This window comes from Curvibacter sp. GW821-FHT01G03, from assembly GCF_059422285.1.
Map to the genome: position 1 here is coordinate 83,747 of NZ_JBWKWP010000010.1, position 22,245 is coordinate 105,991.

Sequence of the window (22,245 nt, forward strand, 5' to 3'; positions counted from 1 at the left end):
TGCGGAGCAGACTCAGGCTGCCTTGGACAAAAAGCGTTCGGCCAGGCGCACCCAGTAGGTCGCGGCCAGCGGCAGGATGGCGTCGTTGAAGTCGTAGCCCGGGTTGTGCACCATGCAGCCCCCGCTGCCGTGCTGATCCCCCACGCCATTGCCCACGATGAAATAGCTGCCGGGACATTGCTCCAGCATGAACGAAAAGTCTTCGCTGCCCGTGAGCGGCTGCACGTTCTCCATCACGCCCTGCGGGCCCAGCCAATCCAGCGCCACCTGGCGTGCAAATTCAGTGCTGGCCGGATCGTTCACCAAAGCCGGGTAGCGCCATTGGTAGTCCACTTCGGCGACACAGCCCAGGGCCACGGCCTGGGCCTGAGCCAGTTCGGTGATGCGCTCGCGCAACTGTGCCCGCACCTCGGGCCGGTAGGCCCGCACCGACAGCTTGAGCGCCACCGATTCGGGGATCACATTCGGGGCATCGCCGGCATGGATGGCGCCCACGCTGACCACGGCCATGTCACGCGGGTCCACATTGCGCGCCACCACGGTCTGCAGCGCCAGGATCAAGGTGGCAGCGGCCACCACCGGGTCACGCGACTGGTGCGGTGCCGAACCATGACCACCCTGCCCTTTCACGGTGATCAGTACCGTGTCAGACGAGGCCATGAACGACCCCGCCTTGAAGCCGAACTGGCCCACCGGAAAACCCGGCATGTTGTGCAGCGCAAAGATTGCATCGCAGGGGAACCGCTTGAACAATCCGTCTTCGATCATCCGGCGGCCGCCCCCCAGGCCCTCTTCGGCCGGTTGGAAGATCAGGTTCAGCGTGCCCTCAAACACCCCCTGTGTGGCCAGATGGCGGGCTGCGGCCAGCAGTGTGGCGGTATGGCCATCATGGCCACAGGCGTGCATCTTGCCGGCGTGTCGGCTGGCGTAGGGCAGGCCCGTGTTCTCGGTGATCGGCAAGGCGTCCATGTCGGCCCGCAAGCCCAGCCGGCGTCCGCCGGTGCCTTTGCGCAAGGTGCCCACCACCCCGGTGCCGCCCAGGCCACGGTGCACCTCATAACCCCACTCGCTCAGACGCTGGGCCACCAGGTCGCTGGTCGCCAGCTCCTCGAAAGCCAGCTCGGGGTAGGCGTGCAGGTGACGGCGCAGCGCCACCATCTCGGATTCGATGGCGCGAATGCCGGGGGCCACAGGATCGGCCGCAGCCGACGCTGGAAGTGTTGGGACAGTGCTCATGGGGAATCTGATCGGGCCAAGGCCGGGATGGGAAAGACCGCAGTCTAGAAAGCCACCCGTGCCCCCATAAGACAGGGACAACCTGCCCCAAAAGGCAGTACCTGTCAGACGAACGCTCGGCCCAGGCACAATCCCTGCTGCCCAGGGCTGAAGGCTTTGCCATGAAACTGCACCAAATCCGCTACCTGATCGCCGTCGCCAGCCAAGGCAGCATCCGCGCCGCAGCGCGCTCTCTGAGCCTGACCCAAGCCACCCTCACCCAGGCCCTGCGCGAACTCGAAGAGGGCCAGCAGATGCCCTTGTTCGTGCGCCAGAGCTCAGGCCTGTCCCTGACCGAAGCCGGTGCGGCCCTGCTACGCCACGCCCGCCTGATCGCCGATCAACTGGACCATGCCGAGGCCGAAATGGCCAGCCTGCGCCAAGCCGGGCGTGTGGAACGCCTGAGCGTTGGCGTCACCCCCTGGATCGCCCAGAGCATTCTGCCCAGCGTGGTGCAGGCCTTCACCCAAGACCAGCCCCAGGTGCGGCTGGAGCTGTTCGATGGTCTTTCAGCCGTGTCGCTGCCTCGCTTGCGCGAAGGCGCCTTGGACCTGCTGTTGGGCCGCCTGCCCGAACCCGGCGCGGCCCACGACCTGCATGTCACCCCCTTGTTCAGGTACGAAGTCACCGTGGGCGCCCGCGCCGGCCACCCACTGGCCCAGGCCCGCTCGATGCAAGCCCTGCGCGAGGCCCGCTGGCTGCTGAACTACGCACCTCAGGAGGAGGCCGCGATGTTCCATACTTTGTTCGAGCAGCATGGCCTGCCGATCCCCCATGGGCGCATCCACCTGGCCCAATCAGCCGCCCTGATGCTCAAGCTGGTGGCCAGCACCGACATGCTCACCCTGCTGCCCTGGCCCTTGATCGAATGCGAAGGCGCCCACGGTCTACTCGTGCCGCTGAACCTGGACACCCGATTCGCCCCGCGCGAGATCGGCGTGCTGCGGCGCCGCCAGGCCCCGCTCAGCGCCCCGGCCGAGCGCTTTCTGCACCACCTGATGGACCAGTTGCGCCAATGCCAGAGCTCGTCCGACGGCATGCTGCAGCGCGTGTTCCGATCGATTGATCTGCTCGACACGGGCCATCGCTCAACGTGAAGAGCAGCCCGGCCGGCCCCTTCAAAGGCTGCGCCGGTTCCAAAAATCGCCAGCGCAGCCAGCACGGCCGGGGCCCCGGAGTTCGACACGTTTTGCCTCATTTGGCCTGTTTTGAGCACCCTGGCCTATATGAATCAACGGCTTAGCTGCTGTTTTTTGAATTTCTTTGTAGTGTAAACATTTCATTTCCTGGGTAGCAACCGATGCGTCGTCTTCCGCTACACTCCAAACATGTTCGTCAAGCTTGCCCGCAGCCGTGGTCACACCTACGCCCAGATCGTGGAATCCTTCCGCGACGCCAATGGGCAACCACGTCAGCGCAACCTGCTCACCCTGGGACGCGTCGACGAGAACGATGGCCAGGTGGACAAGGTTCTGCAGGCCCTGCTCAAGGCCCGTGGACATGGCCCCACCGACACGGCCACCCCGCAATTGCAGTTCGAATCCGCCCTGGCGCTGGGCGATGTGTGGGTGCTTGATCAACTCTGGCGCGAGATCGGCTTTGATTGCCTGGCTGGCGTCTTTCGCCAGGCCCGCTACACCTCCCCGGTTGAGCATGCCATTCGCGTGATGGTCTTCAACCGCCTGTGTGACGCCGACTCCAAGCTGGGCACACTGCGCTGGCTCCAGACGGTCTCAATGCCGGGTGTGGAACCCTCCAAGATCACCCATCAACACCTGCTTCGCAGCATGGATGCGCTCATGGATCATCAAGGCGCGGTCGATGATTGTGTCGCCCATCTGCTGCGGCCCCTGATTGATGATGAACTGTCAGTGGTGTTCTATGACTTGACCACCGTGCGTTGTGAAGGCCACAGCGTTCAAGACGGTGACGTGCGCCACTTCGGCATGTCCAAAGAGGGCACCGTGGCTCGCCAGTTCATGCTGGGCGTGGTTCAAACGGCCGATGGGATGCCGATCTACCACGAGGTGTTCGACGGCAACACGGCTGAGGCCCCCACCATGATGCCCACTGTGCGCAAGGTGTTGGCCCGCTATCCCCACATTCAGCGGCTGGTGATGGTGGCCGACAGGGGCTTGTTGTCCATCGACAATCTTGACGAACTGGCCTCCATCACCTTGCCCAGCGGCAAGCCGCTGGAGTTCATCCTGGCTGTGCCGGGGCGGCGATACAACGAGTTCGTTGAGCTGCTCCAGCCTTTGCACGAAGCCGCAGCAGAAGAGACTGGCGAGACCATCGCACAAGCCTCTTGGCAAGGCCATCGCTTGATCGTGGCACACGACCCCGCGCGAGCGCAGGAGCAAACGGCGCTGCGCGCCAAGCGCATGGCAAGCTTGCTGACACGGGCAGAACAACTGGCCAGCAAACTCGATGGACAAGACGCGGGAGAAGTTCACCGGGGCCGCAAGCTCAGCGATTCGGGTGCCAAGGCGCGCTTCTTCCATGAGGTGGCCGAAGCGCATCTGTCCAAGATCATCAAGGACGATCTGAAGTCGGACCTGTTCACTTACGACATTGACGCCAAGGCTTTGGCCCGCGCACAAATGATGGACGGCAAGCTGTTGCTGGTCACCAATGTGGCCGATCTGAGCCCCGAGCAAATCGTGCAGCGCTACAAAAGCCTGGCCGATATTGAGCGTGGCTTCAAGGTGCTGAAGTCGGAAATTGAAATTGCACCGGTGCATCACCGGCTGCCAGAGAGAATTCGAGCCCATGCCAGCATCTGCTTCATGGCCCTGATCCTGTACCGGGTGATGCGTCAGCGCTTGAAGGCAGCAGGCCAGGGAGTCTCACCGGAGACGGCCTTGGCGCAATTGCGAAGGATTCAACGCCAAAGCGTCTCCATCAACCAGGGGGCGCCCATCAGCGGCATCTCCAACATCAACCGCGAGCAGGCCGAACTGTTCTCGGCGCTGAACCTCAGAAAGCCCGTACCAGACACGCAATTGCCCCTGTTGTAGTGGAAATATTCAAGCGGTTTCTAATGAAATCAAACACTTGCCGCACTTCGTGTCGAACTCGGGCGGTCCAGCGGTGATCACTGAGGCAATGCCCCAATATAAGAAGCAGGTCCGCAGGGCACAATCCTGCCAGCATGTGGACAGTCCCTCACGGACAGCCGCGAGCATGTTCCAGAAGTCTCGCAGCTGGGCGATAGTCGAATTATTGCTCTGGACCTGAACCTTTCCGAGAGTCTAAGCAGACAGAATGTAGCTAAAGGCGTCAACGCCAAACGCGATGCCCAATCCACGTGCGTCAGTCATCTGATCACGACTGCTACCAAACGATGCAATCAACCAGCCTGCAAGTAGGGGGCCGATGAAGAACGTTACCTGTCGCACACCGAGTGTGATGCCGTTCGCCGCAGCAAGCGACTCGGGCGCGATAAAAGTTGGCAGCAGCGAGTTAGTAGCGGGAATGCTGAACGCGGTCGCCAAGCCAATACCAAAGCAAAAGAGGTAGATTAAGCTGATTGGTATCAACCCACCACCTATTAACATCGCGGCGATTGCGCCGATCAATATCCCGTTGGCGATTTTCGTAAGAGTAGAACATTTTTGGGCAAATGCCGGTCGACCACCACCCCGCCGATCAGCAGGAATACTGCACGCGGAATTCCCAAGATTGCGAGGGCATTCCCGACAGCAATTGGATCCCCTGTCTGCTTTAGAATCAACCACGGGAGAGCAACGAGTGTAAATTGGTCGCCAAGCATGGAGATTGCACCGCCAGCGATCATCCATTTGAAGCTTCGGTTACCAATCAAAGCGGAGGGTGACATTGACATTATCCTTAAATAGTCTGGTAAACCCTCGCTCCGAGCCGCAATTGGCGCGGCGCTGGACCGACACCTTGGTAAAGCAGGGCTACGAGAAGCTCGAGCGTAGCTTTGTGACGCTCAATCAGCTTGCCGCAGCCATCATTGCTTTCCGCAAGGTCCCCGCAGACATCAACATAATTGAGCAAGAGTCAGAACAGGTGGAAGAATTTCGCTGCGCAAGCGATCGATACGAGTGTGCTCAACACTATGACAATCTTGGATGAACGCCTGCCCTGCTCCTTTGAGACGGCCAGGGTAGCATCCATCCACAGATACCGTAAACCCGCTATTGAATGGTAGACGAAGCCCCAAATCAGTACTAGACAGACCGCCTTCACCACCCAGGCCGGAACGAACCCAACACCACTCACAAACAAAGAACGCAATCTCTCAAAGGAGGCTTCCGATGAAAGGCTGGCGTCGAACATCCAGATGATAAACGGCAGTAGCACAAATAGCAAAACACCGCTGATCCGGTGAAGGATCGATACGATTGCTGTAACCGGATACCGATAGATAGTAAGCGCATCAATGAGACTAAGCTCCCCGGGGCGCTGCTTGATTGGATCTTTCATCTTTCAATCTTTCGTAAATCTTCTAAGTTGAGCGAGATACGCTACGTCTCTTGTCTTCCACATACTCAGGCATGTAGCTGTACACAACCAATACATGAAGCACCGCTGTTTCATCGAGTCGATCCACACGTAAAACGACCCCAAAATAGCATGGAAAACTCCCGGAGAACTCAGGGATTGTTGATTTCCATGCAATCCGACCCCCCTCCTGGGGGTTAGTGGGGGTGCGGATAAAAATTTGGACTGGTTTATGTCGCAAGTCCAAGGCTCACCCGGTATTCAATGGGGCTGAGAGAGCCAAGGGAGATCTTGATTCGCTTTTCGTTGTACCAACGGATGTAGGAGTCGACCACCTCAATGAATTGCTCTATGGTCGTGCCCTTCCAGTCCCGAGGATAGAACAGCTCGTTCTTGAGGCGACCGAAGAACCCCTCGCAGGCGGCGTTATCAGGTGAGCAACGTCACAAGCACCGACCAGGGCATCACCTGATTCATCTCATCGAGGAACACTTCTTTGCGGGTCTTCTTGCGCAGCGGGTCAAGGCCAAACGTGATCTGGTTCATGGGCGTTATCTTGCGTGATGTTCAGGCCCAAATTCAGTTCGGGGCGGGTGGGTTTTGCAGACTGTCCTTAGCGAGTTGCTCGATACCTTTCATTTGCAAGTTGATCGAATCTATGCACATGGCCTCCTTTCCCCGCACAAAAATCAAACAGAAGCTGGATTATTCAACTACTCGCCTCACAACCGATGATCAATGCCATAAGAATAGTCGTTAAATTCATCTTTTCTTCACTGCTGGCTCTTGCTGCAGCCATCTTGCCATTTCAAATATGGTGGCACTTCCCAGTCTGGGTAAGTGCCCAGAAGATAGAAAAAATAGTCCCTCCGGAGGTCACCAACGCCGATGAACTGGAACATTGCAAACGCGCCTCGATGAGCGAGGACGAATTCAATCGCTATTGGCGCGAAGTTCGCCCCTTGTTTTCTGTTCAAATGCACAGTTACGGGTACTTCAACTGTTACTACACCTTCACAGACGCAAGCAAGAAGGAGTACCGCGTCGGCATCGAAAAAGACACCAGCGAGATCATCAAAAATGGGAAGACATACCACTATGTCAAAAAGAATGCTCTCCCCGATTTAGCCACCGAGCAAGATTTAGAAAATGAAAAGGCGCCCAACCTTTTCGAGCAGGTGTTTAACTGTTTGGCGGCCTACTATGCCGGCATCATTTTCATTGCGTTCGAATTAGCAGACTGAGCCTCTGCGACATCAGGTGTTCTAAACCCAGCCTGGCCAAGCCACCCTTTACAAAGGCGTTTTGCGGTACCGGACTGTTGGATCAAAGACCTGCTGCAGAGCCAGCGGTGCGTGTCAAGAATGTTGTCGCCTGATTCATGCGCGCCGAGGCGCTTTATCCAGTGCTGATGTCGGCGTTTCGATGGGCTTCGAATCCCGCTCCGGGTTGAGCTTGACCACCGCGATGTGATCCCAGTTTCGGGTGTGTCTGGCCCACCTGGCCGGATGGCATTGGCGGGCCTGCCGGTACAACTCATCGCGGCACTTCAATATCTCCACGTCCTGCCCAGTGTGGCGCTGCGCTGGTGTCACGTATCGAATCCCGCTGTGGCGGTGTTCCAAGTTGTACCAATGCACGAATCTCGCAGCCCAGGCCCTTGCGTCATTCAGGTCCGCAAACCCGCTCTTGGGGTATTCAGGGCGGTATTTGGCCGTTCGGAACAGCGCCTCGACAAACGCGTTGTCGTCGCTCACCCGGGGCCTGGAGTAAGAGGGTTTGACCCCCAGCCAGTGCAGCATGGCCAGCACCGTCGTGGCTTTCAGCGTAGCGCCGTTGTCGCCATGCAGCACGGGCTTGCTGTCTTTGGCCGCAATCCCTTCAGCCAAGGCCGTGCGTTGCACCAAGCGAGCCGCGTGGTCTGAATCATCTTCGGCGTGCACCTCCCAGCCCACCACCTTGCGGCTGTACAGGTCCACGATCAGGTACAGGTAAAACCAACGCCCTGCCACGGTGGCTGGCAGGTAGGTCATGTCCCAGCACCACACTTGGCCCGGTGCAGTTGCGATGTGCGTGGTCGGTGGCCGTTGCGCTCTGGGCGCTCGGGATCGGCTGCGGTGGGCGTTTTGCCCAGCCTGGCGCAGCACCCGCACAAAGCTCGATTCGCTGGCCAGGTAACGGCCTTCGTCGGCCAGCAGGGGCACGATGCGTGCAGGCGGCAGATCTGCAAAACGCGGCTCATTGGCCACGCGCAGCAGTTCGGCGCGTTCGGCCTCACTCAAAGCGTGTGAGGGGCTTGGGCGATGGGCATGGGGGCGTTGGTCGCCCCCCAGCGTGGCACCTGTTGCCCGGCTTCGCCAGCGCTGCAGGGTGCGCTCGCTCAGGCCACACAGCTCGCAGGCCAGAGCCAGTCGGGCCCCGGCGTTGCAGGCCTGGGTGATGAGTTCAGACATCTGTTGACGATCTTCGAGCGAGGTCATTCGTCCTCGTCTCTGTCCTTTTGGAAGATCGTCTCTAACTTTTTTGACAGCACCAGCAAGGCTGCGGTTTCTGCCAAGGCCTTCTCTTTGCGACGCAGGTCGCGCTCGAGCTCTTTGATGCGGCGCCGGTCCTGGGCGGTTTGTGAAGGGCTGGCCCGTTGATCTTGAGGGTCGGCCAGCGACTGGGCTGCTGTTTGCCGCCACAGTTGCAGGTCGTGCAGCAGCACCCCATTGGCACGGCACCAGGCGCTTTTGGCGGTCTCATCCATGGCGGCTGTGGTCAGTAGGGCATCAAAGCGGGCCGCGGCGCTCCAGACCTTGCTGTCACTGCGGGGCTGGCTCAAAGCATCACTGCGCCACCGCTCCAAGGTTGAGGCGCTCACGCCAACCTCGGCTGCCACTTGGTCCAGTGGGGCACTTTCTGGCGGCAACAGCTTTGCCAATGCTTTGTTCTTGAAGTCTTGTCCGTATCGGGCCACGTCGTTCTCTCATTGTCCTCACCCCCTAGTTTCTTCTGTTTTAAGGAGGCGACAACAAGTCTGACGCGGGGGGCCAGGCCCCCGGCCTGTCGCTCCGCGCTGAACTAGGTGGCTAAGCCTCACAGGCTGCGCCGATTCCACAAAATCGCCAGCGCAGCCAGCACGGCCGGGGCCGCCAACGCCATGAAGATCCCGTCAAAGCCCCAGCCCTGGCTCAGCAACACGCCGCCGATGGACGAACCCAGGATGCTGCCCAGGCGGCCCACGCCCAGCATCCAACTCACCCCCGTGGCACGGGCGACCGTGGGGTAGCAGCCCGGCGCGAAGCCGTTCAAACCGGTTTGCGCACCACTGAGGCAAAAGCCCACGGCCATGACCAGCCACACGATGGATTCGGACATCAAGCCATTGAAGCCCATCACCACCAGGGCCACAGCGCCCAGCCCATAGGCGCCTGCCATCACCCGGTTGGGGTTCATGCGGCCCATCAGCCAACCCACCAGCAGGGCGCCCACGGTACCGCCCAGTTGGAACATCGCGGTCACGTTGGCGGCGCGGTCAATGCTCATGCCCGCGTCTTTCATCATGGTGGGCAGCCAGCTGGTGGTCAGGTAGATCACCAGTAGGCCCATGAAGTAGGTCACCCACAGGGTGGCTGTGCGCAGCCTGAAGCCGCGTTCGAACAACACCGCCAGGGGCTGGCGTGCCGGCACCTCGGCCTCGCCCGAAACATAGGCCGTCACGCCCGCCAGCGGGGCACGGCAGACCCGGCTCAGCACCGCCGTGATGCGCTCGGCCGACATGTTGCGGGCCACCATGAAGCGGGCCGATTCGGGCAGGTACACATACAGCACCGGCAGCAGAAGCAAGGGCAAGGCGCCCCCCAGCAGCAGCACCGAGCGCCAGCCGGCGTGCGGAATCAGGGCCGCGGCGGCAAAGCCCACCAGGGCCGAGCCCAGGTTGAAGCCGGTGAACATGGCTGCCACCAGAAAGGCGCGGCGCCGCTCAGGCACGTACTCGGACAACAAGGTGGTGGTGTTGGGCATGGCGGCGCCCAGGCCCAGGCCGGTCAGAAAGCGCAGCGCCGCCATCTGGGCCGTGTCGTGGGCCAAGGGCGTGAGCAGGGTACACAGGCCAAAGCCCAGCACCGAGCCCATCAGCACGCGGCGCCGCCCCCACCAGTCCGACGAGGAGCCGGCCAGCACGGCCCCCACGGCCAGCCCGATCGGAGCCGCCCCCATCACCATGCCGAAGGCCGGCCGCGAGATGCCCCACTCGGCCAGGATGGAGGGCGCGACAAAGCCCATGATGGCCACGTCCATGCCGTCCACGGCCACGATGAAAAAGCACAGCAGGACCAACACCCACTGATTGGGGGAAAGCGCTCGTGCGTTGATGAACTCCCTGACGTTCAGGGTCGTTGTTGCATGGCTCATGAAGTCTCCGTGTTGTTGTTCCGGTCCGAATCGAAGGGGCTCAGGTGTTCCAGCTCAGGGTCTTGCTGTCCTGGCCCGCCACCGAGTACAGGGCCCCGGGGGCATTGCGGGTCTTCTGGAAATCCTCCAGCGACTCCCCCCGCATGGCGGCATAGATGTGCAGGTTGGACACCCCAATCACGGCGCCCAGCTTTTCGAGCATGAAAAAGATCACGCCGTAATGGATCAGGCCGAGCCAGTTGCGCTCGCGCACCAGATCCCGCTCCTCGGGCGTGAGGCCGGCCTGCTCGAAGGCCGCCTCGGGGTCGGCCATGAAGGCCTGGCGGTGCGCCGGCACGATCAGCGCGTGCAAAAAGCGGTTCAGCCGGTAGGCCTTGACGCTGCGGGCCAGGTCGAAGGGGTAGGTGCCGCTCAGGCCGCCGGCACCGGCCAACTCCTTGGCCATGTGGGCACGATGGCGCTCGATCTCGCCCGCCACCGGGCCCACCGAGGCCTGGTTCTCGTAGATGGCGGTGGCAATGCCGGTCATCGAAGGCAGGTAGTAGCTCTGATGCACCTTGCGCACATTGGCCGACAAAGCCCCGCGCATGATCAGCCACATGATGACCTCGGCCCCTTCCAGCCCGCCCAGGCTGGCGAACTCGGCCTGGGTCATGCCGGCCAGGCGCTCGGGGTCTTGCTCGATCAGGTCCAGAAAGCGCTGATCCCAGGCCGGGTTGTTGAAGCCGGCGCGTTCACCGTGCACCTGGTGCGACAGGCCGCCCGTGGCCACCACCGCCACCTTCAGGTGTTCGGGGTAGCTCTCGATGGCCCGGCGCAGCGCCTGGCCCAGCTTGTAACAACGGCGCGCCGAGGGCACCGGGAACTGCAGCACCCCCACCTGCAGGGGCACGATCTGCACCGGCCAGGCCGGCTCATGTGGGCACAGCATCGACAAGGGCGAAAAGCAGCCATGGTCAAGCGGCTTGTCCTGAAAAAACGACATGTCAAACTCATCGGCCACCAACGACTGCCCCACGTGCCGGGCCAGGGCCGAGTGCCCGCCCACCGGCGGCAGGTCGCGCGCACCGCCGCCCTCGTCGGCCACCTCGTAGCGCTCGCCGACACCCAAGGCAAAGGCCGAGTAATGGTCGAAGAAAAACGAGGTGACGTGGTCGTTGTAGATCACAAACAGCACGTCGGGCTGGCGCTCGGCGATCCACTGCTGCACCGGTTTGAAAGCCTCAAAGATGGGCGCCCACACCGGGTCATGCTGCTTGTCGCGGTCAAAGGCAAAGCCGATGGTGGGGGTGTGCGAGGTGGCGATGGCGCCGATGATCTGTGCCATGGTTTGCTTTCGGAATGCGGTCCTGGGGAAGGCCGCCCGCCAAGGCAGCCCGTGTTGAGCGCCGGATTCTCGACAAGCCGGCCCCAGCCGAAAAGATGTCGGGCATCAAGGCGCGATACCTGGCGGTTATCGGTGTGCCCGGCCACTGCGCCGGTTCGACCGCCCAGGCAGGCCCGTCCTGCGGCGGGTCTCATGCACGGAGCAACTATCCATGCGCCCAAATATTCGCCCTCTTCCGAAGCAGACTTTTTATATTGAGCGCTCACGCGGCTTGCCCGCCATTCACCTCGCCCCCATGACCTGCTTCACTGCCTCGCCTGATCGCTACACCCGACTCCCTTACCGCCGCACCGGCCGCAGCGGCCTTCAATTGCCGGCGCTCTCGCTGGGCCTGTGGCACAACTTTGGTGACACCACCCCATTGAGCACCCAGCGCGAGCTGTTGCGCTCCGCCTTTGACCTGGGCATCAACCACTTTGACCTCGCCAACAACTACGGTCCCCCCTATGGCAGCGCCGAAACCAACTTTGGCCGCTTGCTGCGTGAGGATTTCAAGCCCTACCGCGATGAGCTGATCATCTCCAGCAAGGCCGGCTGGGACATGTGGCCCGGCCCCTACGGGCAGGGCGGCGGCGGCCGCAAGCATGTGCTGGCCAGCCTGGACCAGAGCCTGCAGCGCCTGGGCCTGGACTATGTGGACATCTTCTACTCGCACCGCTTTGACCAGCACACCCCGCTGGAAGAGACTGCCTCAGCCCTGGCGCAAGCCGTGCAACAGGGCAAGGCCCTCTATGTCGGAGTGTCTTCTTACTCGGCCACCAAGACGCGCGAAATCGCGGCCCTGCTGCAAAGCTGGAAGGTGCCGCTGCTGATCCACCAGCCGGCGTACAACCTGTTCAACCGCTGGATCGAAAAGGACCTGCTCGACGCCACCGACGAACTCGGTGCCGGTGTGATCGCCTTCACGCCCCTGGCGCAAGGTCTGCTCACCGACAAATACCTGGCCGGCCCACCGGCCGATGCCCGCATCAACCGCCCCGGCGGCCAGTCGCTCAAGCCAGCCCACCTCTCGGAAGCCAATCTGGCGCGCGCCCGCGCCCTGAATGAGATCGCCCGCCGCCGCGGCCAGAGCCTGGCGCAACTGGCACTGACCTGGACGTTGCGCGACCCGCGGGTCACCTCGGCCCTGATCGGCGCCAGCACCGTCGCGCAACTGCGTGAAAACGTGGCCGCCCTGACCCAGGCCCCGCTGAGCCCGGCCGAACTGGCCGAGATTGACCAGCACGCCGTCGAAGGGGGCATCAACCTGTGGGAAAAACCCTCGACCGACTGGGTCTGAAGCCCCGCCCCTAAACCGCCAGCCCCCTGGAACAAGACCATGCCCCAGACCGTCAACCCCCGTTCTTCCCCTCACCTGCTGCTGGAGGAAGTGGCCAACCCAGGCCTCAACAGGACCCGCTTCTGGCTCGATCTGACCCAGGCCCTGGGCATCGCCGTGCTGCTCGTCAGTGCCTTGTTCCTGATCATGGGCTTTCTGATCATGCCGGGCGTGCCCTGGGCGTGATCTCTGACTATCGATATGCAAGCTCCTTCGTTCACGTGACCCGGGCTTGATGCGACATTGCAAGCATGCAGACGCTGAGGTGAAGCCCCTGGCCCCCCAAAGGGCTTGACCACAGCAGCACCGAATGGCTCGCGGGGGTGAGCTGTGTCCGGCCCACAGACCGGACCTTTCTGATGGCCGCCAGAAGTCTCTTTCTGGCGGCCTCTTTTTTGGGGGTGCCGCTGTGCCGGCCACCATGACCGTCAAACGGCGCTGGCTAGAATTGTTGCAAAAGCCCACCACCGAGGAGACACCCCATGCAAGCCCGCCGAAGAACCGCCCTGAGCCTGCTGGCCCTGACCGCGGCCATGGCCACCGCCCCCGTCCTGGCCCAAGACAGCAAGTACCCCAGCAAACCCGTGACCTTGGTGGTCCCCCAGGTGGCAGGGGGCGCCAACGATGCGATCGCGCGCATCGTGGCCCAGAAGCTGTCAGAGACGCTGGGCCAGCAGTTCATCGTCGACAACCGTCCCGGCGCGGGTGGCAACATCGGCACCGCCACCACCGCCCGGGCCAAGCCCGATGGCTACACCTTGCTGCTGACGGCCGACAGCGCCTATGTGATCAATCCGGCGCTTTACAAGTCCACCGGCTTCGACCCTATGAAGGATTTCGAGCCTGTGGGCACCGTGGCCTCTTCGGGCTACGTGGTGGTGGCCAACCCTCATTTCGCGCCCAACAACATCGCCGAACTGATCACGGCCGCCAAGGCCACGCCGGGCAAGATCAACATCGCCTCGGCCGGGAACGGCACGGTGAACCATTTGTTTGGCGAAATGCTGGGCAAGGCGGCTGGCATCGACATGACCCATGTGCCCTACAAGGGCGCCTCGGCCGCCGTGACCGACCTGGTGGGCGGCACGGTACAGGTCTCGGTGCAAAGCCTGCCCTCGTCCATCTCCTTCATCAAGGGCGGCAAGCTCAAGGTGCTGGGGGTGGTCAACGAAAAGCGCATCGCCGCCCTGCCCGACGTGCCGACCGTGGGTGAGACCGTGAAAAACCTGGGCTACACCCCCTGGTACGGGGTGTTTGCACCGGCTGGCACGCCCAAGGCCATCGTGGCCCAGTTGCAGACCGCCATCGGCCAGGTACTGGACGCGCCCGATGTGCGCGAAAAGCTGGCCGGTATCGGCTGCGAGCCCTTGAAGATCGGGCCCGAGCCACTCGCTGCCCTGATCCGCAAAGAGCTGCCGCGCTGGGCCAAGGTGGTCAAAGAGGCCGACGTCACCCTCGATTGAAGCTACAAGTTAACTGATTTCTCACAGAACTTTACCGCCGCATGGCCAGGGTGACCGCCTGCAGGGCAGGAAGCAGCTGAGGCCGACGATACACTCGATCAGCCCCTTTTCAGGGGCTTTTTTCTTTGCTGCCCGCACGTTGGCGGGCCCCGGTCATGTCTGTATCACTTCCAACAACCCACCGCCTGCGGGCTCAAATCTGCGCCTGCACAGCAGCCTGGGCGTTCACCCTTGCAGGTACTGCCGCAGCACAAGTCTCCCAGCCCGCCCCCACGCCGACCTTCAGCGCCACGGTGCAGCCCGGCCAGTGGACGCTGAGCCTCTCGCCCTTCACCCAGCACTGGCACGACGATCCCGCCCACCGCCACGTTTACCTGGCCGGCCTGGAACGCACCGGGCCTGGGGGCAGCTTCACGGGCGTGAGCTTGTTCCGCAATTCCTTCGGCCAGCCCGCCGCGTACGCCTACCGGGGCTGGCAGTGGCACCCCTGGGCAGCACACCCCAACCTGTACACCAAGCTCAGCGTCGGCGTGATCTATGGCTACCTGCCCCCCTACAACGACAAGGTGCCGCTGAACTACCACGGCTTCTCGCCGGGCCTGATCCCAGCCCTGGGCTACCGCCTGGGCGACCAGGATGCGATCCAGATCAATCTGCTGGGCACGGCAGGCTTCATGCTGGCCTACAACCACTCGCTGTGATGGCGGTGGGGGGCCCGCCCAACGCCCCCACGCCAAGGACCGCCCCGCCCAGCAAGCACTGTTTCTTCTGATTTCCGCCTGCAGGACGCTAGAAGATCAGATTGGGACGCCGGAAGGGCGAAAGCGGTAACAAAAGGTAGACAATTCAGCACCGCCGCACCGGCCTTGCTCCGTCTCCCTCACTTCAAGCCATGATCCGCCAACCCCTGCGCGCGCTGCGAGCTCTTGTCAAAGCCTGCCGCGCTCATTGGAGATCGGGCATGGAGCAGCACAGTGATCCGGCCACGCTGAAGGAGGTGCCAACCGATGCGCCCATCGGTTTCAAGGCCTGTTTCACCGCATCAAACCTGAACGCATGAGCACCTTTCGCCCACCCTCCCCAGCTTGGCTAACCAAAACGCTTCGGACATGGCTGCGAGCAAACGCTGATGCAATTGATCTGGGCCAGGGTCCGACCGAGGAGCTGCTGCCTCGTCTGGGCCAGGCGGGCCTGCTGCGTATCGGCGTGCCCAGCGCCCTGGGGGGCGCCGATGGCGCCATCGGCGACGCCATCGAGGCCATCGCCCAGGTGGCTGAACACTCGTTGACGGCGGCTTTTGTCCTCTGGGCCCAGCGCGCCTTCATCGATTACGTGGTGAACAGCGAGAGCCCGGCCCCACGCGAGCGGTGGCTGCCCCAGTTGCTGACAGGCGAGTTGGCCGGCGCCACCGGTTTGTCGAATGCGATGAAGTTTCTGTCGCAGATCGAACAGTTGCAGGTCCAGGCCCGACCCGACCCCGAGCAGCCCGGTGACCTGCGCCTGGACGGCCGCCTGCCCTGGGTCACCAACCTGCAGTCCCAGGGCTATGTGGTGGCCGCCGCCGTGGACATGGGCGCGGGCCAAGCCCTGGCCGTGGTGGCCATCGAGAGCGAACGCTGTGGCCTCCACCGCTCGGCCGATCTCGATCTGCTGGCGCTGAACGGAAGCCGCACGGCTGAACTTCAACTGAAGGACCTGGCACTGCCAGCCAATCAGGTCCTGTCTCACCATGGACCTGACTTTTTGCGCCGGCTGCGCCCTCACTTCCTGGGCATGCAATGCGGGATGTCGATCGGGCTGGCCCGTGGGGCCCTGGCGGCCAGCCATGTCGCCTGTGACTCGCGCCCCAGCCTGCAAGCCCCCTGGCAGGCGCTGGAGCGCGATTTGAAGCAGGCCACTGCCGCGCTGCAGGCCGGTGTGGCCTCGGGCCAGTACGTCACCCAGGTGGCCCCCTTGTTCGAGCTGCGCATCGCCTTGGCCGGTCTGGTGCAGGCCGCTGTACAGCTGGAGCTTCAGGCCACGGGTGGCCGCGCCTACCTGAAAGGCCAAGACAAGGGCTTTGCACGCCGCTGGCTCGAAGCCGCATTCGTACCCGTGGTCACGCCCAGCCTGACCCAGTTGAAGGCCGAGTTGGCGCGCCAACGCGCACAGACCCCCCCCATTTCATCGGCAACCTCCGCCGGGGCGACAACATGACGACCGAGATGAGCCCCCCGCTCCAACCCAATGCCGACAGCCCTGAACCCGCTCTGTGCGCCCGGGGCCTGAGCCGCCGCTGGCCCGGCAGGGCCTTGCCGGTGTTCGGCCCGCTGGACCTGCAGATCGCCCCGCGGGAGATCGTCTGCCTGTTGGGCGGCAGCGGCTGCGGCAAATCCACCCTGTTGCGCGCCCTCGCAGGCCTGGAGGCCCCCCACGAAGGCCGTGTGGAATTCATGGGGCAGGCACTGACTCAACCGCACCCGAGGGCGGTGGTGGTGTTCCAGCAGCCCAGCCTGCTGCCCTGGTTGAATGTGCAGGCCAACGTGGGCTTCGGGCTGGATTTCAAGCATCAGCCCGCCAGCACCCGGTCCGAACGCGAGCACCGCATCGGCGACGCGCTGGCCGCCGTCGGCCTGGCCGGCAAAGGTGGCCTGTACCCGAGCCAGCTGTCGGGCGGCATGGCCCAGCGCGTGGCCCTGGCTCGTGCCCTGGCGCGCGAGCCGGCCCTGCTGCTGGCTGATGAGCCCTTCTCGGCGGTCGACGCCATCACCCGCACCGAGTTGCAAGACCTGCTGGTCGAGGTGGTGCACCGCTGGCACAGCGCCGCCTTGCTGGTCACCCACGACATTGACGAAGCCCTGCTGGTGGCCGACCGCATCGTGCTGATGGGCGGCCACCCCGGCGAGCCGGCCCGCCTGATGCGCGAATGGGCCGTGGGCCTGAGCCGCCCCCGCCTTGAACACCCGGCCGAGCTGACCCGGCTGCGGCTGGACATCCTGGCCGCCCTGCAAGACCTGCGGGCCGCGCACTGATTGATGCGCCCAGTTCACCCCATTCAACACTGATTGACCATGAACCTCGACTCCCGCCCGAATTACAAGCACCTGTGTGCAACCTCCGACTGCGGCTGCGGCATGAGCCGGCGCGACCTGTTGCGCCTGGGCGCCCTGACCAGCGCCAGCGTGGTCGCCCCCTTGCTGGCCGCCGGCGACGCCCGGGCCCAGGCCTTCAAGGGCGACGACCAGCCGGTGCGCATCGGCTACCTGCCCATCACCGATGCCACCCCGCTGCTGGTGGCCCACCAGCGCCGCTTTTTCGAGGCCGAAGGCCTGCGCACGGAGGCGCCGCGTCTGTTCCGGTCGTGGCCCCAATTGGTCGAGGCCTTCATCGCGGGCCAGGTGAATGTGGTGCACCTGCTGTCGCCCACCACCTTGTGGGTGCGCTATGGCAGCAAGTTCCCGGCCCGCGTGGTGGCCTGGAACCACGTCAACGGATCGGCCCTGACGGTGGCCAACGACATCCAGTCGGTAGCCCAGTTGGAGGGCAAGACGGTGGCCATCCCGTTCTGGTATTCGATCCACAACATCGTGCTGCAGCAACTGCTGCGCCAGCACGGGCTGACGGTCGTCAATCGCCCCCGCGGCGAGGCGCTAAAGCCCGGGCAGGTGAACCTGGCGGTGCTGTCTCCGCCCGAGATGGTGTCGGCCTTGGCCGCGCGCTCCATCGCAGGATTCATCGTGGCCGAGCCCTACAACGCCGCCGCGGAGAGCCTCAAGGTCGGCCGCGTGCTTCGCTTTGTGGGCGACATCTGGAAGAACCATGCCTGCTGCCTGGTGACTCTGGCCGAGCGTGACCTGGTCGAACGCCCCGAGTGGGCCCAGCGGGTGACCACGGGCCTGGTCAAGGCCCAGCTCTGGACCCGCAACAACCAGTTGGAGACCGCCAAACTGCTTTCCAACACCGGCGAGGGCAAGTACACGCCGCACACCCTGCCCGTGCTGTCCAAGGTACTGGCTGCCACCGACTACAGCGAGTACGAAAAGGCCGGCATCATCAAAAACAAAGGCTGGAACCAGCGCCGCATCGACTTCCAGCCCTACCCTTACCCCTCGTACACCGAGCAGTTGGTGCGCTCGCTTCGCGAGACCACCATGGAGGGCGACAACCGTTTCCTGCAAACGCTGGACCCTGCCTTTGTGGCCCGCGACCTGGTGGACGACCGCTTTGTGCGCCAGGCCCTGCAAAGTGTAGGCGGCCTGCCCGCCTTCGGTCTGAGTGCCGATTTCACCCGACGCGAGGCGCTGAACCCATGACGGCCTGGCTGGCGCGTTTGGGTTGGCCCCTGCTGGGCTTTGCCGGGGCGGGGCTGCTGTGGCAGCTCGGGGCCGGGCATCTGTCGGATGTCGAGGCCATCAACCAGGCCTTCTCGCCGCAGGCCGGGCTGAGCACGCTGTGGGCGCTGCTGGGTGAGGCCACCTTCTGGGGCCACATCGGCACCAGCCTGCAGCGCATCGGCATGGCCCTGGCAGGTGCGTTGCTGATCGGGCTGCCGCTGGGGCTGCTGACGGGGCTGTCGCCCCGCTTTGCGCGCATCACAGGCACGTTGTTCCAGTTTCTGCGCATGGTGTCGCCGCTGTCCTGGATGCCGCTGGCCGTGATGGCGTTGGGCCTGGGCAATGGCGCGGTGGTGTTCCTGCTGGTCTTCGCCGGGGTCTGGCCCATCGTGCTGAACACGGCAGCCGGCGTGGCGGCCCTCGACCGGCATTGGTTGCAACTGGCCGCCAGCCTGTCGGCCACCCGCTGGGAGCTGATCAGCCGGGTGGTGCTGCCGGGCATTCTGGCCCATGTGCTCACGGGCTTTCGCCTGGCTCTGGGCGTGGCCTGGATCGTGTTGGTGCCGGCCGAGATGCTGGGGGTGTCTTCGGGTTTGGGCTACTTCATCCTCGATGCCCGTGATCGCCTGGCCTACCAGGAGCTGACCGCCGCCATCGTGGTGATCGGTGCGCTGGGCTTTGCCCTGGACAGCCTGGCCCGCACCCTCATCGGGCGCTGGACCCACGCCGGCCTCGGCCAACAGTGACCCTGCCCAGGCGTGCTGTGCTTATGCGCACAGCGCACTAGCAAGGGCGAAATGGGCGCATGCAAGAGGCGCCCTGGCGGCTAGGCTTGGGCCCACAAAACCCGACCCCCTCTTGCCCATGACCGAGACCCCGACCCGCCGCCGCCTCATGCAGGCCGGCTTGGCCTTGCCTGCCACCTTGTGCCTGACCCCACTGCAGGCGGCCGACGCCGACCGCCTGCGCATCGGCTACCAGAAGTCATCCACCCTGATGATCTACCTGAAGTCCAAGGGCGTGCTGGAGAAGGCACTGGCGCCCTGGAACGTGAACGTGCAATGGCACGAGTTCAACTCGGGCCTGCCCCTGCTGGAGGCCTTGAACGTGGGCGCCATCGACCTGAGCGCCGACGTGGCCGATGCGGTGCCCCCGTTCGCGCTGGCCGCTGGCGCGCAGTTGACCTACTACGCGATCGAAACCCCCTCGCCCCAGGCCCAGGCCATCGTGGTTCGCAAGGACTCGCCCGTGACCAGCGTGGCTCAGTTGAAGGGGCAGAAGGTGGCCTTTGCCAAAGGGGCCGGGGCGCATTACCTGCTGCTGGAGGCGCTGGCGCGCGATGGCCTGAGCATCCAGGACCTCGAGCCGGCCTACCTCAGCCCGGCCGACGCCCGCGCCGCCTTCGAGACCGGCAAGGTGGCGGCCTGGGTGATCTGGGACCCCTTCCTGGCGGCCGTGCAACGCCAGTCAGGCGCCCGCATCCTGGTCGACGGCAGCAGGCTGTCGGCCTACCGGCGCTTCTACCTGGCGGCCACGCCCTACGCCCAACGCCGCCCCGACGTACTGGGCCTGGTGTATGGCGAGCTGCAGCGCGCCGGCCACTGGATCAAGCACAACCCCAACCAGGCCGCCGAATGGCATGCCCCGGTGATCGGTCTGGACGCGGCCACCGTCGAGGTAGCCAACCAGCGCCGCAGCTACCAGGTGCAGCCACCCGACGCCGAAGCCCTGGCCGAGCAGCAGCGCATTGCCGACGCCTTCAGCCAGGCCAACATCATTCCGCGCAAGGTGCGTATTGCCGACTCGCCGGTGTGGCGCCCGGGAGCCTGAGCACCGTGCTGCGCCGGCGGCTCAGGGCTACGACCAACGCAGGGTACAGCGGTCACCCACCGCCTGCCGCTCTACCGTGATGGCGCTGAGCTGGGGCAGCACCGGGGCCAGTTGGCGGCCGATGAACAGGCACAGGTTCTCCAATGTGGCGGGACCCAGATCGGGCACTTCGTCGAGGAAGTGGTGGTCAAGCTGCTCACGCAGGCGGGCGATTTCGGCCCGCACAAAGCCCAGATCCACCACCATGCCGGTGACAGGGTCGGGTGCACCGCTCACATGCACTTCGGCGTGGTAGGTGTGGCCATGGATTCGGCGGCTGCCTTCGGCCTCGATCTGGCGCTGCAAGGTGTGGGCGGCATCAAAGAAAAAGCGCTGTGACAGTTCGAACACCGCGCCCTGGCGCGGAAAAGGCTTGGCTGGGGCGAGGCTCATCGGATGTCCAGAACTTTGTGGGTTTGCACCGACAGGCGCCAGCGCGGCTGGGCCTGGCAGTAGGCGATGCAGGCGCGGGTGTTGGCGCGTTGGTTGGCGTTGTCCATGGGCTGCAGCAGAAAATGCTCGAAGTCCAGGGTCTGCAGTTCGACCGGATCCAGCCCGGCCTGTGGGTAGACCAGCTTGAGCTCGTGCCCCCTGCGTTGCACCAGAGGCGCTCCGGCCTTGGGGCTGACACAGATCCAGTCAATGCCGGGTGGGGCCGGCAGGCTGCCATTGGTTTCCACCGCCACTTCAAAGCCTTGTTCGTGCAAGGCCTCCGTCAGGGCCTGGTCCACCTGCAGCAGGGGCTCGCCGCCCGTCAACACCACGTATCGGTGGCCCTGGCCCTGGGGCCATTGGGCGGCGATCAAGGCGGCCAAGGCCTGAGCGTCGGCGAACCGGCCACCCAAGGTGCCGTCGGTGCCCACAAAATCGGTATCGCAGAAGCGGCACACGGCCGTGGCACGGTCGGCTTCTCGCCCACTCCACAGATTGCAGCCGGCAAAGCGGCAAAACACCGCAGGGCGGCCCGCACGCAGGCCTTCACCTTGCAGGGTGTAAAAGATTTCCTTCACCGCGTAGCTCATGCCGCCTCCTGGGCGCACATGGGCGTGATCAAGATCTGACCAAGAAGAAAGGCGGGGGCTTGGGGGCAGAAAACGACAGGTAGCCGCACAGCGTGCAGCGACGAGGTTTTGAACATGGTGTTCCTCTACATGGCCCCGGGCGTGAACGACATGAACCTTGGCCGGGGCGGCAAGAGGCAGCATTTTAGCTGAAGGCCCAGCCGCTTCGCGGGCAAGCCTCAGTCAAGAGCGGGGCTCAGTCAAGAGCGGGGCTCAGCGCGGGCTTGGCCACCATGCAAACAGGCGCCGCCACCAGGGCTGAGGCGCCGGCACCGGCGCGCGAGCCCGTTTGCGGCTGGCCCGCCGCTGGTTGTGAGCCCTTGCGGAGGGTGGCTTCGCCATCTCCCACCCGCCCAGGGGCTGAGGCTCGACCGTCATCAGATCAGAGTCGTACTGATTGATTTCACTGGTCACAAAGTGCTCAGCGATGAAGGACTCTGCGCGACGATCGCCCCGGTGAAAGCTGTCGTCCAGACGACTGATCACATCGGCATCGTCCTCCTCCGACATCACCGAGTCCAGAAACTTGACTTCAAGACCTACTGATTTCATGACATTCCTACCCTTTTTTTAGTCGGCTCCAATGTCACCCCCTTGGGCGCTCATTCGAACCGCTTATCAAATAAGTGTCACAGCCAGAACCGTCAGTACGCAACTATCAAAATTGATGGTTATGGGTCTACAAGACCAC

General features: G+C 63.6%; 21 protein-coding genes and 2 pseudogenes. 13 read left to right on the plus strand and 10 right to left on the minus strand.

Going from position 1 to position 22,245, the window contains the following annotated elements; all coding sequences use genetic code 11:
* Positions 1–12: 12 nt before the first annotated feature.
* Positions 13–1,236 (minus strand): M20 aminoacylase family protein, encoded by a 1,224-nt coding sequence (locus AC07VS_RS15980; RefSeq protein ID WP_494751444.1) that lies wholly within the window; start codon positions 1,234–1,236, stop codon positions 13–15.
* A gap of 161 nt (positions 1,237–1,397) precedes the next feature.
* On the opposite strand from AC07VS_RS15980, the gene AC07VS_RS15985 reads away from it, so the two are divergent.
* Both AC07VS_RS15985 and AC07VS_RS15990 read left to right on the plus strand, forming a co-directional pair.
* Positions 1,398–2,372 (plus strand): LysR family transcriptional regulator, encoded by a 975-nt coding sequence (locus AC07VS_RS15985; protein WP_494751445.1) that lies wholly within the window; start codon positions 1,398–1,400, stop codon positions 2,370–2,372.
* 231 nt (positions 2,373–2,603) lie between these two features.
* Positions 2,604–4,295, plus strand: coding sequence for an IS1634 family transposase (locus tag AC07VS_RS15990; protein WP_494751446.1), 1,692 nt, complete (start codon positions 2,604–2,606; stop codon positions 4,293–4,295).
* A 557-nt stretch (positions 4,296–4,852) separates the two neighbouring features.
* Here the strand turns inward: AC07VS_RS15990 and AC07VS_RS15995 are convergent.
* Positions 4,853–5,116, minus strand: a complete 264-nt coding sequence (locus AC07VS_RS15995; protein WP_494751447.1) for a hypothetical protein — start codon at positions 5,114–5,116, stop codon at positions 4,853–4,855.
* Positions 5,117–5,202: 86 nt separating this feature from the next.
* On the opposite strand from AC07VS_RS15995, the pseudogene AC07VS_RS16000 reads away from it, so the two are divergent.
* Positions 5,203–5,295 (plus strand): annotated as a pseudogene (locus tag AC07VS_RS16000) (IS5/IS1182 family transposase); the annotation flags it as partial.
* Between the two features lie 9 nt (positions 5,296–5,304).
* Here the strand turns inward: AC07VS_RS16000 and sdhC are convergent.
* Both sdhC and AC07VS_RS16010 read right to left on the minus strand, forming a co-directional pair.
* Positions 5,305–5,730, minus strand: a complete 426-nt coding sequence (gene sdhC, locus AC07VS_RS16005; RefSeq protein WP_494751448.1) for a succinate dehydrogenase, cytochrome b556 subunit — start codon at positions 5,728–5,730, stop codon at positions 5,305–5,307.
* 248 nt (positions 5,731–5,978) lie between these two features.
* A pseudogene (locus AC07VS_RS16010) lies at positions 5,979–6,188 on the minus strand (IS3 family transposase); the annotation flags it as partial.
* 291 nt (positions 6,189–6,479) lie between these two features.
* On the opposite strand from AC07VS_RS16010, the gene AC07VS_RS16015 reads away from it, so the two are divergent.
* The gene (locus AC07VS_RS16015; RefSeq protein ID WP_494751449.1) at positions 6,480–6,992 is read left to right on the plus strand and encodes a hypothetical protein; all 513 of its coding nucleotides are present in this window, start codon (positions 6,480–6,482) and stop codon (positions 6,990–6,992) included.
* A 135-nt stretch (positions 6,993–7,127) separates the two neighbouring features.
* On the opposite strand, the gene AC07VS_RS16020 is transcribed toward AC07VS_RS16015, so the two are convergent.
* From AC07VS_RS16020 to AC07VS_RS16030, 3 genes are all read right to left on the minus strand, one after another.
* A protein-coding gene (locus AC07VS_RS16020; RefSeq protein ID WP_494751450.1) for an IS3 family transposase occupies positions 7,128–8,707 on the minus strand; the annotation gives its coding sequence in 2 pieces (ribosomal slippage) (positions 7,128–8,266 and positions 8,266–8,707; 1,581 coding nt in all).
* 119 nt (positions 8,708–8,826) lie between these two features.
* Positions 8,827–10,143, minus strand: coding sequence for an MFS transporter (locus AC07VS_RS16025; RefSeq protein WP_494657622.1), 1,317 nt, complete (start codon positions 10,141–10,143; stop codon positions 8,827–8,829).
* 40 nt (positions 10,144–10,183) lie between these two features.
* Entirely contained in the window at positions 10,184–11,470 is a 1,287-nt protein-coding gene (locus AC07VS_RS16030; RefSeq protein WP_494751451.1) for a gallate dioxygenase, read from the minus strand.
* Positions 11,471–11,765: 295 nt separating this feature from the next.
* Here AC07VS_RS16030 and mgrA point away from each other — a divergent pair, with 295 nt between their 5' ends.
* The 9 genes from mgrA (at position 11,766) to AC07VS_RS16075 (ending at position 20,454) form a co-directional block, all read left to right on the plus strand.
* The gene (mgrA, locus tag AC07VS_RS16035; protein WP_494751452.1) at positions 11,766–12,809 is read left to right on the plus strand and encodes an L-glyceraldehyde 3-phosphate reductase; all 1,044 of its coding nucleotides are present in this window, start codon (positions 11,766–11,768) and stop codon (positions 12,807–12,809) included.
* 39 nt (positions 12,810–12,848) lie between these two features.
* On the plus strand, positions 12,849–13,034 hold the full coding sequence (locus tag AC07VS_RS16040) for a hypothetical protein (RefSeq protein WP_494751453.1): 186 nt from the start codon (positions 12,849–12,851) through the stop codon (positions 13,032–13,034).
* Between the two features lie 296 nt (positions 13,035–13,330).
* Entirely contained in the window at positions 13,331–14,311 is a 981-nt protein-coding gene (locus tag AC07VS_RS16045; protein WP_494751454.1) for a Bug family tripartite tricarboxylate transporter substrate binding protein, read from the plus strand.
* A 155-nt stretch (positions 14,312–14,466) separates the two neighbouring features.
* Positions 14,467–15,012, plus strand: a complete 546-nt coding sequence (locus AC07VS_RS16050; RefSeq protein WP_494751455.1) for an ABC transporter ATP-binding protein — start codon at positions 14,467–14,469, stop codon at positions 15,010–15,012.
* A 355-nt stretch (positions 15,013–15,367) separates the two neighbouring features.
* A complete protein-coding gene (locus tag AC07VS_RS16055) occupies positions 15,368–16,507 on the plus strand; it encodes an acyl-CoA dehydrogenase family protein (RefSeq protein ID WP_494751456.1) in 1,140 nt (379 codons plus the stop codon).
* An 8-nt stretch (positions 16,508–16,515) separates the two neighbouring features.
* Positions 16,516–17,322, plus strand: coding sequence for an ABC transporter ATP-binding protein (locus AC07VS_RS16060; RefSeq protein WP_494751457.1), 807 nt, complete (start codon positions 16,516–16,518; stop codon positions 17,320–17,322).
* A 39-nt stretch (positions 17,323–17,361) separates the two neighbouring features.
* Positions 17,362–18,603, plus strand: coding sequence for an ABC transporter substrate-binding protein (locus tag AC07VS_RS16065; protein WP_494751458.1), 1,242 nt, complete (start codon positions 17,362–17,364; stop codon positions 18,601–18,603).
* Complete coding sequence (locus AC07VS_RS16070) at positions 18,600–19,370, plus strand: ABC transporter permease (protein ID WP_494751459.1); 771 nt, start codon at positions 18,600–18,602, stop codon at positions 19,368–19,370. The genes AC07VS_RS16065 and AC07VS_RS16070 overlap by 4 nt, the downstream gene beginning before the upstream one ends.
* A 118-nt stretch (positions 19,371–19,488) precedes the next feature.
* Complete coding sequence (locus AC07VS_RS16075) at positions 19,489–20,454, plus strand: aliphatic sulfonate ABC transporter substrate-binding protein (protein WP_494751460.1); 966 nt, start codon at positions 19,489–19,491, stop codon at positions 20,452–20,454.
* Between the two features lie 27 nt (positions 20,455–20,481).
* On the opposite strand, the gene AC07VS_RS16080 is transcribed toward AC07VS_RS16075, so the two are convergent.
* From AC07VS_RS16080 to AC07VS_RS16090, 3 genes are all read right to left on the minus strand, one after another.
* Complete coding sequence (locus tag AC07VS_RS16080; protein ID WP_492345764.1) at positions 20,482–20,886, minus strand: 6-pyruvoyl trahydropterin synthase family protein; 405 nt, start codon at positions 20,884–20,886, stop codon at positions 20,482–20,484.
* Entirely contained in the window at positions 20,883–21,515 is a 633-nt protein-coding gene (queE, locus tag AC07VS_RS16085; protein WP_494657633.1) for a 7-carboxy-7-deazaguanine synthase, read from the minus strand. Before queE ends, AC07VS_RS16080 begins: the two co-directional genes overlap by 4 nt.
* A gap of 252 nt (positions 21,516–21,767) precedes the next feature.
* Entirely contained in the window at positions 21,768–22,106 is a 339-nt protein-coding gene (locus tag AC07VS_RS16090; RefSeq protein WP_492345766.1) for a hypothetical protein, read from the minus strand.
* Between the last annotated feature and the right edge of the window lie 139 nt (positions 22,107–22,245).

What these genes read in the sequence shown, in the direction of transcription:
- AC07VS_RS15980 (WP_494751444.1), bottom strand. Translation starts at nt 1,236, where the DNA reads ATGAGCACTGTCCCAACACTTCCAGCGTCGGCTGCGGCCGATCCTGTG.
- AC07VS_RS15985 (WP_494751445.1), top strand. Translation starts at nt 1,398, where the DNA reads ATGAAACTGCACCAAATCCGCTACCTGATCGCCGTCGCCAGCCAAGGC.
- AC07VS_RS15990 (WP_494751446.1), top strand. Translation starts at nt 2,604, where the DNA reads ATGTTCGTCAAGCTTGCCCGCAGCCGTGGTCACACCTACGCCCAGATC.
- AC07VS_RS15995 (WP_494751447.1), bottom strand. Translation starts at nt 5,116, where the DNA reads ATGTCACCCTCCGCTTTGATTGGTAACCGAAGCTTCAAATGGATGATC.
- sdhC (WP_494751448.1), bottom strand. Translation starts at nt 5,730, where the DNA reads ATGAAAGATCCAATCAAGCAGCGCCCCGGGGAGCTTAGTCTCATTGAT.
- AC07VS_RS16015 (WP_494751449.1), top strand. Translation starts at nt 6,480, where the DNA reads ATGATCAATGCCATAAGAATAGTCGTTAAATTCATCTTTTCTTCACTG.
- AC07VS_RS16025 (WP_494657622.1), bottom strand. Translation starts at nt 10,143, where the DNA reads ATGAGCCATGCAACAACGACCCTGAACGTCAGGGAGTTCATCAACGCA.
- AC07VS_RS16030 (WP_494751451.1), bottom strand. Translation starts at nt 11,470, where the DNA reads ATGGCACAGATCATCGGCGCCATCGCCACCTCGCACACCCCCACCATC.
- mgrA (WP_494751452.1), top strand. Translation starts at nt 11,766, where the DNA reads ATGACCTGCTTCACTGCCTCGCCTGATCGCTACACCCGACTCCCTTAC.
- AC07VS_RS16040 (WP_494751453.1), top strand. Translation starts at nt 12,849, where the DNA reads ATGCCCCAGACCGTCAACCCCCGTTCTTCCCCTCACCTGCTGCTGGAG.
- AC07VS_RS16045 (WP_494751454.1), top strand. Translation starts at nt 13,331, where the DNA reads ATGCAAGCCCGCCGAAGAACCGCCCTGAGCCTGCTGGCCCTGACCGCG.
- AC07VS_RS16050 (WP_494751455.1), top strand. Translation starts at nt 14,467, where the DNA reads ATGTCTGTATCACTTCCAACAACCCACCGCCTGCGGGCTCAAATCTGC.
- AC07VS_RS16055 (WP_494751456.1), top strand. Translation starts at nt 15,368, where the DNA reads ATGAGCACCTTTCGCCCACCCTCCCCAGCTTGGCTAACCAAAACGCTT.
- AC07VS_RS16060 (WP_494751457.1), top strand. Translation starts at nt 16,516, where the DNA reads ATGAGCCCCCCGCTCCAACCCAATGCCGACAGCCCTGAACCCGCTCTG.
- AC07VS_RS16065 (WP_494751458.1), top strand. Translation starts at nt 17,362, where the DNA reads ATGAACCTCGACTCCCGCCCGAATTACAAGCACCTGTGTGCAACCTCC.
- AC07VS_RS16070 (WP_494751459.1), top strand. Translation starts at nt 18,600, where the DNA reads ATGACGGCCTGGCTGGCGCGTTTGGGTTGGCCCCTGCTGGGCTTTGCC.
- AC07VS_RS16075 (WP_494751460.1), top strand. Translation starts at nt 19,489, where the DNA reads ATGACCGAGACCCCGACCCGCCGCCGCCTCATGCAGGCCGGCTTGGCC.
- AC07VS_RS16080 (WP_492345764.1), bottom strand. Translation starts at nt 20,886, where the DNA reads ATGAGCCTCGCCCCAGCCAAGCCTTTTCCGCGCCAGGGCGCGGTGTTC.
- queE (WP_494657633.1), bottom strand. Translation starts at nt 21,515, where the DNA reads ATGAGCTACGCGGTGAAGGAAATCTTTTACACCCTGCAAGGTGAAGGC.
- AC07VS_RS16090 (WP_492345766.1), bottom strand. Translation starts at nt 22,106, where the DNA reads ATGAAATCAGTAGGTCTTGAAGTCAAGTTTCTGGACTCGGTGATGTCG.